Source organism: Listeria aquatica, from assembly GCF_014223975.1.
Lineage (GTDB): Bacteria > Bacillota > Bacilli > Lactobacillales > Listeriaceae > Listeria > Listeria aquatica.
The window spans coordinates 552,870-564,328 of record NZ_JAARRM010000002.1 but is presented as its reverse complement, the minus strand read 5'-3'; the positions used below and the strand labels follow the sequence as shown (position 1 = coordinate 564,328).

The following is an 11,459-nucleotide window of genomic DNA, read 5'->3' as shown; positions in this document are numbered from 1 at the left end:
GCAGGACAAAAAGTTGAACTAGTTGCTTATGATGCAGCAAAACCAAATACACGTAAAGAGTTAGACAGAAAATCATTCACAGTCAGAGAAGTAGCTGGTTCTAACTTACAAGGTAAGATTTTGGATGCTCACTATGACTATCAAACAGCAAAGGTTGTAGGTAACTTTACAGGAGATATCCAAGTAGCTTACATCACAGTTAATGGCGGAGAAGCTCAAGCTTGGGGCGGAAGCTTCAACGAAGATGGGACTTTCGAATACTGGACTAAAAGTATTAATCACGGTGATCGCGTAACTATTTATGGATATAATAAAACAACTGCACACGTAGAACTAGATAGATATACTTTTATAGCTGCGTAAACTAGTTTTTTGGTTCATTGGGATACTTTAAGGTATCTCAATGAACTCAATTTTATGGAGGATATTAAAATGAAAAAAACCTTATTAATTTTCAGCGCCCTACTCGTCGTTTTTCTAACGGCATGTTCAAGTGGTGCTGGTGATAATAAAACAAATGATGATAACAAAGAAACAAAGAAACAAAGTGTGTCGATTTCTAAAAATGATAACACAATAACAATCGATAACATGAAGATTACTTTAGAAAACAGTGATGAAAGTAAAGTGTCAGATAAAGGCAGTTCTGATAAAAAAGTCTATAGCTTTAAGGTGAAGGCGGAAAACGTAAGTAATGATCAAAAAGGTATGGGAACTGTTGATTTTGCTCTTAAAACAAGCGATGGCAAAACAGTAAAACCAGATTATAGCTATGCTTCGTTTGGGGATTCTTTTGAAAAAGGTGAATCGCTTACTGGAACTGTTTATTTTGTATTGAAAAAAGGTGTTGCTCCAAAAGAATTACAATATAAACCTGGCGATGATGTAAAAGCAACTTGGGAAGTAAAAACAAAATAGACTAATTAAATAAGAAGGTGTCAGAATGAAAATTGTTACAATTGGCTTAGGTTACATTGGCTTACCCACAGCTATTATGTTCGCAAACCATAACCAGGAAGTTATTGGTGTCGATGTAAAAGAAGATGTTATTAAAATGTTAAATAATGGGCGTGTGCACTTGGAAGAGCCTGGACTGGAAGCAGAACTGAAAAAAGCCGTTCAGTCTGGGAACTTCAAGGCACAGCTAAATGTGGAGGCAGCGGATGCATTTATTGTTGCTGTTCCAACACCAAATAAAGACGATCAGTATAAAAGTTGTGACTTAACGTATGTTCTCGATGCAGTGAAGTCTCTCGTACCGGTTCTTGAAAAAGGAAATACGGTCATTGTGGAGTCGACTATTGCCCCGCGTACGACAGAAGACTTTGTGAAGCCACTGATTGAAGAAGCGGGATTTGAAATTGGAAAAGATATCTTCCTTGTGCACTGTCCAGAACGGGTACTTCCAGGGAAAATTTTACATGAACTAAAATATAATAATCGAATCATCGGTGGTATGACGAAGGCGTGCACGGAAGCTGGAAAAAAAATCTATAGTATTTTTGTTGAAGGCGAGCTGATTACTTCTTCGGCGTCTGCGGCAGAGCTTTCAAAATTGATGGAAAACACCTACCGTGACGTGAATATCGCGCTTGCCAATGAGCTTGTGAAAATCGGCGAGGATTTAGATATTGATGCGCTAGAAGTGATTAAGATGGCAAATAAGCATCCGCGAGTAAATATTCATTCACCTGGGCCAGGCGTTGGTGGACATTGTTTGGCAGTCGATCCATACTTTATTGTGGCGAGCACGCCGGAAACGACACCGTTGATTCAAACTGCTCGTGCGATCAATGCGTCGATGCCCGATTTTGTTTTCACGAGAACAAAACGGTTGATGGAACAAATTGATGGGAAGAAGATCACGGTTTTGGGGGTAACATATAAAGGCAATGTGGATGATATTCGAGAAAGTCCGGCCCTTGAGATTACTCAGAAATTATTAGATGACGACAGCTATGAAGTAAGTATTTTTGATCCACATGTGGATCAATCTTGGATTGAAAAAGATTGGAAAGCAGCGACACGTGAGAGTGACTTATTGCTTGTTTTAACGGATCATAATGAATTTAAAACATTAACCGAAGCGGATTTAAGCGAGATGAAACAAACTTATGTACTGGATACGAAACAAATATTCCCAAGTGAATTTGTAGGCGATCAGTATTTGTCTCTAGGGAATATCGCCTCGCTAAGTCGGATTGAGAATGTCCCTTCGTTTTAATAAATGGAGTAGGAGAGTGCAATGGAGGAATTAATTGATTTAAAAAGAATATTTAGCGCCATTAGCCGCGGCAAATGGTACATTTTGGGGGCAATTGGCTTATGTGTGTGTGTCATGAGTATTTATCTTTGGTTTATTGCCACGCCCGTTTACCAAAGTAAGACACAAGTTTTGGTTAACCAAGTAGATTCTAGTGAAAGCAATATTCAAGCACAAGATGTTCAAGCGAATTTACAGCTTGTGGATACGTATAGTGCAATTGTGACAAGTCCACGGATTTTAAAAGAAGTGGAGAAAGAGTTAAACGATAAATATTCTCAGTCAGAGCTTGCAAACGCTATTCAAGTTAGCAATAATTCCAATTCACAAATTATTGAGATTGCAGCGGAATTTCCAAGTGCGAAGGGCGCGACAGAGATTGTAAATAAAACAGCACAGGTTTTCGAAAGACAAATACCGAATATTATGAAAGTTGATAATGTTACGATACTTTCACAGGCACAGTATACAAAAGGACAAGCGCCTGTTAAACCACATAAAAGCTTAATGTTAGCACTTTCATTTGTTATTGGAACCTTAATAGGTGTAATGATTATATTCGTTCAAACGATTTTTGATCGCACTATCAAAAGTGTGGAAGATTTACAAGAAACACTCGGACTTACCGTGCTTGGCACAGTGAATGCCTTTGAACCGGAACAGGTAGAACTTGAAAAAAGTGTGGAAGGAGGAAGAATAAAAAATGAAAAAAAGAACCGAACGGAAGCAATTAATCGCATACAATGATCCGAACTCTCCTGTAAGTGAGCAGTTTAAAACGATTCGAGCGGGGATTGATTTTTCAAGTATTGATTCAACCTTCAACACAATTTTGATTACGTCACCAGAAGCAGGAAGTGGCAAATCCACAATTTCAGCTAACTTAGCCATAGTCAATGCACAACAAGGCAAGAAAACTCTATTGATTGATGCAGATTTGCGAAAACCAACAATTCATAAGACATTTTCGAAGAATCTATATACTGGGCTTTCTGCGGTTTTGACGGATGAAATTAGTCTTGAAGAAAGTTATCAGCCAACAGAAGTGGAAAACTTATTTGTGTTAACGAGCGGAGCGATCCCACCGAATCCAAATGAAATGTTAGGTTCGAAAAAAATGGCGTGTGCGCTTGAAGAACTACAACAAATTTTTGATTTAATCATCATTGATACTTCGCCGATTACGATCGTATCAGATGCACTCGTGCTTGCGCCGCAAACGGATGGTGTTATTCTCATTACTCGTTTCGGTTCATCGCTTAAAGAACGGACGAAGCAAGCCGTGGAACAAATTCGTATGACACGGGTGCCGATCATTGGAGCAGTTTTAAATGGAGTCAGCGAGAAGAAAAGTAATTACTATTATTACGCTTATAAATAGTTTGGGATTTAAAGATGCAAAATTAATAAATGGAAAATTTGAAATAATATCTAATTTTGGAAGGGTGATGAACTGAAGATGTATGTGGCAGAAGGAAATATAGGAAAACGTGTAGAACTTTTGGGAAGCCAGCTTGATTGCTTAACAATGCATGAAACGATTGAAGAAGTGGAGCGCATTGTGGAAGCACGAATTCCAACACAACATGTTGTCATTAATGCGCATAAGATCAATTTGATGGCTAAAAATCCAGAACTTAAGGCGATTGTGAATGAGTGCCCGTTAATTAATGCGGATGGGCAATCGATTGTCTGGGCTGGGAGGATGCTTGGTCATGATGTGCCAGAGCGTGTCACGGGGATTGATTTGTTTTCGGAACTTGTGGCCATCGCAGCAGAAAAAGGATGGCGCCCGTTTTATTTCGGGGCGACGGAAGAAGTTGTGGAGGAAGTTGTAGCGAAGCATCAGGCAGAATATCCGGATCTCGAGATTGCAGGTTACCGAAATGGCTACTTTGATGAATCGGAATCCCTTACAATTGCGGAACAAATTCGAGATAGCAAAGCAGATCTTCTATTTGTAGCTTTTTCAAGCCCACAAAAAGAATTTTGGATCAATGAATATAAAAATGTGATGAAAGTTCCATTTGCGATGGGAGTCGGTGGAAGTTTTGATGTGATCGCAGGAAAAACTAAGCGTGCCCCTGTTTGGATGCAAAAAGCTGGAATGGAATGGTTTTACCGCTTCATTCAAGAACCGCGTCGGATGTTTAGTCGGAGCGTAACAGGTAACGCTTCGTTTCTTTTTAAAGTTGGCAAAGCGAAGTTGCATCGTTATTAAAAATTGGAAAGTTAAAAAGAATGTCAAAACGAATCTGCTTTTTGTTTCTTATTATTCAATTGTATGCCTGCTTCCATAGTGTTTTGTTTTCACGGTTCGCATTTAATCATAACAGACATTAATTTGCTACAAGTGTTTTAGGATGTGGTGATGATTGGTACCGGCTGTGTTGGAGTGCTCCTTGTTTATTGTCAATCAAAAAACGCAAGATTTTCTTACTCGACCAGGTTTATCTGTTCTTAGGAAAGATTTCGTTTAGCGTGTATCTGGTGTATTGTATAGTGTTTATTTCTTGGATTTACTTGCTGTAGCAAATGATTTGATCAATCATTGTCATTGAATTACTCAGTTTGCTGCTTATCTTTTGTACTTGTTATTCGAAAAATCAGCACTGCAACTTAAGCACAAACTTGGAAAGTAAATTAGTCAATTTCTCTTGTAACTTTCCAAGCCGAATAAGTAAAGGGTTAGTAGATAAAGGAGGTGTGACCGTTTGACTAAAAATAAGCCATTAAATATTTATTTCTTTTTCGTCATTATGTCAGTTTTTCCGCTAATTGATTTTTTAAATGGGCTTTTTATCAGCTTCAATGTCTCTTTGCCGCTTGGTACGGCATATCGCTTCTTTTGTGTTATCTACTTGGTTGCTTGCATTCTCCATGCAGGCCTAAGGAAAAATTTTTATACACTGATTTCTATTAGCTTTATTGTTGGGGCGCTCATGTTGCTATTTTTACAAGCGATTGTTCTGCAAAACTCTATGACTTTTTTGTTTGCAGACCTAGCAGTTTTCACGAAATTTTTCTTATGGGTTTTGATTGCCTACTTTGTCTATCAACGCAAGGAAATCTTTTTAACAATGAATTACAGCAAAATTTTTCTGGTCGTAAGTATTTTATTTACACTTGAAATGCTGATTCCTTACTTTTTAAATATGGGAAATCAATCCTATGTGAATAGTAATGCGGGTTATAAAAGCTTTTTCTTCGCAAGCAATGATTTAACCATTGCCTTTATGATCAATGCCACGTTTGTTGGCTGGTACTTTATAAAAGCCCTTGAAAAAAAAGCTTTTTTTCAAACGTTAGCCCTTGTGGTGCTCTATTTAGGGATTATCGTTACTCTAATTTTAATCAGTACAAAAACAGGGATTCTTTATGGCATTTTATTTACTGTAGGCATTCTGATTCACTTTCTACTTTTCCAAAAAAACTTTAAACCAATTTATCGTCTCGTCATCTTCATTATTGCCGTGGTTGTTTTAATTGGTCTGGTTACTGCGGGCTGGGATTTTATTATCTCGGCAACATCCGGAATGGTAGATAGAATCACTTATTTTTACCGCTTATACAACGGGAACTTGATCAGGCTCTTAACGAGTTCACGAAGTGACTATATGGTAGCTGGCTATGAGCTGTTTGCGAATAATCGCAATAATTTCTTGATTCCACTTATCGGTTTTGGCTTCGAATATCGTTCGATTAACTTTGAACGATATGGCTTGATTGAAATGGATCCAGTAGATGGACTTTATGCACTTGGTTTAATTGGGGTTGTACTCACTACAGTGATGCTTGGTTATTTCTTCTTTGTATCACTAAAAAAACAAAATCGCAGTATTTATACAATCGCCTTCATGGTTCTGATGTTCTACAGCATTTCAGCAGGACATGTGATGTTTTCAGCACTATCTTCAACCATGCTCGGGCTTGTATGCGGTGGAATACTTTTACAAAAATACAAGCACTCTTCAGCGAATGAAGAAGAAGCGGTTTCGAAGGAAGTGAAGCAAAGTGAATATATTAATGGTTGGACCAAAATCTGACTCAAAAGGCGGGATTGCAACGGTTATTGCCAATTTTAAAGAATATTATAGTGGTGAAAATCAGGTAGCCTACCTAGCGACATGGACAGAAAAACATAAATTTTCAACAGGAATAAAAGCCATGTTGACATTACGCAAGATTATTAGAAAAAACAAGATCGATGTTGTTCATTTTCATGTAGCACAAAAAAGTAGTTTTCATAGAAAAGCACTACTCGCTAAATTAGTACCACGTCGTACAAAAGTCATTTTCCATATGCATGCCTCTCAATTTGACACTTTTTACAAATTGGCAGGAAAAAAAGCGAAAAAAAAGATTCGGCGAGAACTTTCTCGTTTAGATGGACTTGTTGTTTTAAGTGAAGAATGGGCAGCATTTTATGAGCAAATTACAGATGCACCAATTGAAATTATTGAAAACGCAGTGATGGTTGAAGAACAACCCAAATACAATCCGAGAGCAACAGAAATTATTACGCTTGGTCGCTTAGGCAAACGCAAAGGGAGTTATGATATCCTTCATGTCGCCAAGCAACTAGAATCCGAATTTCCAAATGTATGTTTCACGCTGTTTGGAGATGGTGAAATCGAAGAAGTTGAAAGAGAGATGGAAGCTCTTGCTAGTCAAAATGTCCGCCTCGGTGGCTGGCTATTAAAAGAAGATCGGGATGAAATAGTAGCTGGAACAGTACTACATTTGCTGCCTTCCTATCAAGAAGGTCTTCCAATGTCTATTTTAGAAACCATGTCTGAAGGTATTCCGAATTTGGCCTCGGACGTTGGAGGTATTCCTCAAGTGATTCAAGATGGTGAAAATGGCATGTTGATCAAGCCAGGGGATATATCTTCCATGGTAGAAAAGCTGAGATATTTCTTAACTGATGAAAAACTACGAGAAAAATTATCACAAGCTGCATATGAAAAAATAAAAACGGATTTTTCACTTGAGAAGTATTTTGAAAAATGGGATCGCTACTATGAAAGTTTATTGGAAGAAGAATCACAGGAATCACTAAGTATTTCAAACTTAGATGAACGGCAAAAAGAATGGAGTTGAATATAGATTGTTAGTATGGACGGTTCTCACCTTTATATTGGGACTATTGCTGATGCCCCTTATCCGTAAATTAGCTTTTTTGGTTGGTGCGGTTGATATGCCACGTGAAAGACATGCGCATACGAAACCAACGGCAACGCTTGGTGGGCTCGCGATTTTCCTCAGTTTTACGATCATGGCTTTTCTAGCCCCTATTGATCGAAGTAATGCATTACCTTTATTTGTTGGCATGCTAATCATTGTTGGAACAGGTGTTATTGATGATATTAAAGAACTTTCACCCAAATTAAAACTAGCTGGTCAAGTGCTTGCTGCACTTTGCGTCACAATTTGGGGTGGTATTATGGTTCACCATATCTATCTACCATTTCTCGGACGAATTGAATTTGGTTACTTTGCCATTCCGATTTCGATTTTTTGGATCTTGGCTATTGTAAATGCAATTAATTTAATTGATGGACTAGATGGCTTAGCTGGTGGAGTCTCTACAATTGCTTTAATGACAATTGGAGGAATGGCGCTTCTTTTGGGGAACATGGGTAGCGCATTTACAGCTTTCTTGTTAGTTGGCGCGTTATTAGCATTTCTGGTCTTTAATTTCCCACCAGCCTCGGTTTTTATGGGTGACACAGGTGCGATGTTCATCGGATTTATGATCGCGATTTTATCGTTGATGGAATTTAAGAATGTGACACTAATCTCTCTTCTTATTCCGATTATTATTTTAGGCGTACCTTTTACTGATACATTTTTTGCGATTATTCGCCGCTTAAAGCAAAAAACATCGATTTCGACGGCAGATCGCTCGCACATTCATCATCGACTTTTGGCATTAGGATTGAGCAATCGGCAAACCGTATTATTACTCTATGTGATTGCGGCTTTATTCTCAGGAATTAGTTTTCTTTTATATTTCTCAACTACTTGGGGATCCATTATTTTGATAGTTGTTTTATTGTTGCTTATTGAAGTGGCTGTAGAATTCATTGGACTCATTGATGAGAGTTACCACCCGTTATTCAATCTTTATACAGGTATTAGTAGAACAAGACGAAAGCTTTATCTCATTATTAGTAAAAAATCACGTTAAGTTTTAATTTTACTCAAGAACCTTTATAATTTTAAAAGGAAGGATTTTCCATAGATGAAAAAAATTGTAATTATTGTGCCTTATTTTGGCAACCTTCCAGAGAATTTTAATGTATTTATGAATTCATGTGGCAGAAATGAAAATATTGATTTTATTTTTATTAGTGATAATGACCTGCAAATCGAGTTTGAAAACATTAGCTTCTGGAAGATGTCCTTTCCGGAATTTAGATCAATTGTTCAACAAGCTTTTGATTTTCCAATTGCATTAGAATCTCCATATAAGCTTTGTGATTATAAGCCAACATATGGAAAAGTCTTGCAAAATTGGATTAAAGACTATGATTTCTGGGGTTATTGTGATGTGGATTTGATCTTTGGAAGAATTGATCATTTTGTAACTGAGGATGTTTTACAGCGATATGACCAAATCTATCAATACGGACATTTTATGTTGTATAGGAATAATGAACTTAATAATGATCGGTTTATGTCGGATGAAGGTCTAAACTATAAAAAAGTATTTACTTCTAATAGGATTTACTTTTTCGATGAAAAAATAATGCCTAGTAAATTTGATTTACTCAAAGTACCTAGATATAAAGAAAGAGATTTTATTGATATTGATCCTTGGAAGTTTAGAATGATTGATGTCTGTGAAAACGATGCTAATCGTAAAGCCAAGACAACATTGTTTGAGTGGGAAAATGGTAATTTGTTTAAATGCACGTACCATAAAAAAACAGGCATGATTACAAAAGAGGAGTATCTTTATATTCATTTTCAAAAAAGAAAAATGGTAGATAATACGCAAGATGCTACTCATATTTTAATCACAAATAAAGGCTTATTGCCATGCTATGATGGCCTTAAGGAAGAACATTTTTTACAGTTGGATAATAATAATATTTTCCAAGATATGAATAAACATTTCAACAAACAAAAATTTATTTTAAATAGACGAATAAAAAGGTATATCTTAAAGTAATTTAGCAGACTACGCGTTGAAAATATAAAGAAGCTTAGATTTATTGTCAGGAGTAAATTAAATATGAAAATTTTAAAAAACTATGCTTATAATATGACGTATCAGATACTTCTTATGCTGATCCCTCTAGTAACAGTTCCTTATATTTCAAGAACATTAGGGGCAGAAGGAATAGGGGTATATGCGTATACGTATTCAGTTGTTCAGTACTTTATTTTGATCGGAAACTTAGGTATTTCAATATATGGTGCTAGATCAATTGCTCAGGTCAGGGAATCAGATCAAGACAGGTCAAGAGTATTTTTTGAACTTATGATCATAAAACTAGTGATGTTCTTTATTTCAGCGTTATTATATGGTTTGTTTATTTATGTGTACGGAGAGTATACATTCATTTTCATCCTACAAGGTATTTTTATCTTGGCTGCTGCTGTTGATATTTCATGGTTTTTTATTGGGCTAGAAGATTTCAAAAAGACGATTTCAAGAAATATCGTTGTAAAATTAGTAGCCCTTGTAAGTGTTTTTATATTCATTCGAACTCCAAATGACATTGCTTTGTATGTAGCGATAAATGCTATATCTACTTTTTTAGGGAATTTGACTCTTTGGACATATTTAAGGAAAAGAATACACAAAGTAGCGGTCAAAAATCTAGATTTGAAACCGCATGTTCGACCCGTGTTTTTCTTGTTTTTACCGCAACTACTTACTCAGATTTTTGTGAATATGAATAAATTATTTTTGGGAAACTTCTCTACATTAACACAGACTGGCTATTTCGAGAACTCAGATAAGGTAGTTAGGATGCTATCAGCTTGTGTCACGGCTATTGGTAATGTGATTTTCCCAAGGATAGCTAACGAATTTCATAAAGGAGAAGCTAAAACAGCGAATAACTATACATTACTATCTTTTCAAATCGTTAACATGATCTCAATTCCTCTGCTTTTCGGCATGATTTTAATCTCGAAAAATTTCTCGCTACTCTTTTTTGGGGAAAACTTTGATGGTATTGAATATGTATTAGCGATTCTATCGGTAGGTCTTCTATTTATGGGATGGGGATCGATTATTGGCCAGCAGTATATGGTTGCTGCAAATCAAGTAGCAAAATCAATTGTGTCACTTATTGTGGGTATCCTTGTCTCGATTGCTCTATCATTCTTATTAATTCCTTCATATGGGGCGCTTGGAGCTGCCATATCCTCTGTAGCAGGAGAAGCAGTAATTGCTATTGCTCAAATCATCATGATAAGAAAAAGTTTGCAAATTCATTTATTTAAAGAGACTGCAGGCTATGTGATAGCTGCACTTGTAATGGTAGTTGCTGGATTTGGAATGGGGATGCTCATTAAAGGGACTTTTTATTCCATGTGTGTCCAAATTGCCACCGCAGTTGTCGTATATGCAATTTTTATGATTTTAATAAAACCTGCTCCTGTACGTGTATTGATGGATAAATTTAAAAATAGAAATTAAAAATATTTGTTTGTTTTGATGAAAACGGACTGAAGATATTCGGTTCATATTTTGTTGAGAAACTTTAATAAAAATTTAGAAGCAATTTGATTTAGAACGTAATTAGTCAGGAGAAGTTCTGGCTATTGGAAAAAATTTAAAAAAGTAAAATAAGAGGTGTAAAATGGATAATAATCTTTCGAAAGAAAAGCAATTAGAATTATTGGATCAGTACTTTGTTTCAACAATAGAGGCATTAGATTTATTGCAAATCTCAAAACAAAGCTTTTATTCACTAGTAAATCGTGAAAAAATTAATCGTGTGAAAAAAGGTGGGGCAGTACTGTATTTTCGAGATGAAATTTTAGAAAGAGCTCGTGAACAGGAATTTTTGCGCAAAAAATATCGACCATTTGATTATTAAAAAATCAAGGAAAAGGTCTGTGAAATATACTGATATAAGAACATTCAATTGATGAAAGCGATAGTCGGTTTCTCAATTGGATGTTTTTTTATAGGAGAACTAACTGATTTGAAGAACGTTTTTTCACAAAA

12 protein-coding genes are annotated in these 11,459 nt (G+C 36.2%); all 12 read left to right on the top strand.

What is annotated here, in order from left to right; genetic code table 11:
• Positions 1-363, top strand: a 363-nt coding sequence (locus tag HB912_RS08640; protein WP_221635673.1) for an immunoglobulin-like domain-containing protein, incomplete at its 5' end; no start/stop codon positions are given.
• 69 nt (positions 364-432) lie between these two features.
• Complete coding sequence (locus tag HB912_RS08635) at positions 433-918, top strand: DUF4352 domain-containing protein (protein WP_185373784.1); 486 nt, start codon at positions 433-435, stop codon at positions 916-918.
• Positions 919-943: 25 nt separating this feature from the next.
• A complete protein-coding gene (locus HB912_RS08630; RefSeq protein WP_185373782.1) occupies positions 944-2,224 on the top strand; it encodes a nucleotide sugar dehydrogenase in 1,281 nt (426 codons plus the stop codon).
• A 21-nt stretch (positions 2,225-2,245) separates the two neighbouring features.
• Complete coding sequence (locus HB912_RS08625; RefSeq protein ID WP_185373780.1) at positions 2,246-3,010, top strand: YveK family protein; 765 nt, start codon at positions 2,246-2,248, stop codon at positions 3,008-3,010.
• Positions 2,967-3,644, top strand: a complete 678-nt coding sequence (locus HB912_RS08620; protein ID WP_185373777.1) for a CpsD/CapB family tyrosine-protein kinase — start codon at positions 2,967-2,969, stop codon at positions 3,642-3,644. Before HB912_RS08625 ends, HB912_RS08620 begins: the two co-directional genes overlap by 44 nt.
• A gap of 78 nt (positions 3,645-3,722) precedes the next feature.
• Positions 3,723-4,484, top strand: a complete 762-nt coding sequence (locus HB912_RS08615; protein WP_221635672.1) for a WecB/TagA/CpsF family glycosyltransferase — start codon at positions 3,723-3,725, stop codon at positions 4,482-4,484.
• A 493-nt stretch (positions 4,485-4,977) separates the two neighbouring features.
• A complete protein-coding gene (locus HB912_RS08610) occupies positions 4,978-6,309 on the top strand; it encodes an O-antigen ligase family protein (protein WP_185373775.1) in 1,332 nt (443 codons plus the stop codon).
• Positions 6,278-7,366, top strand: a complete 1,089-nt coding sequence (locus HB912_RS08605) for a glycosyltransferase (RefSeq protein WP_185373773.1) — start codon at positions 6,278-6,280, stop codon at positions 7,364-7,366. Before HB912_RS08610 ends, HB912_RS08605 begins: the two co-directional genes overlap by 32 nt.
• Before the next feature lie 7 nt (positions 7,367-7,373).
• Positions 7,374-8,456 carry a glycosyltransferase family 4 protein gene (locus HB912_RS08600; RefSeq protein ID WP_185373771.1) on the top strand — a complete coding sequence of 361 codons (1,083 nt, stop codon included), beginning with the start codon at positions 7,374-7,376 and terminating at the stop codon, positions 8,454-8,456.
• A gap of 54 nt (positions 8,457-8,510) precedes the next feature.
• Positions 8,511-9,443 (top strand): DUF6625 family protein, encoded by a 933-nt coding sequence (locus HB912_RS08595; protein WP_185373769.1) that lies wholly within the window; start codon positions 8,511-8,513, stop codon positions 9,441-9,443.
• A gap of 63 nt (positions 9,444-9,506) precedes the next feature.
• Positions 9,507-10,925 carry a flippase gene (locus tag HB912_RS08590; RefSeq protein WP_185373767.1) on the top strand — a complete coding sequence of 473 codons (1,419 nt, stop codon included), beginning with the start codon at positions 9,507-9,509 and terminating at the stop codon, positions 10,923-10,925.
• Between the two features lie 163 nt (positions 10,926-11,088).
• Entirely contained in the window at positions 11,089-11,328 is a 240-nt protein-coding gene (locus HB912_RS08585) for a helix-turn-helix domain-containing protein (RefSeq protein ID WP_036074203.1), read from the top strand.
• The last annotated feature ends 131 nt before the right edge of the window (positions 11,329-11,459 follow it).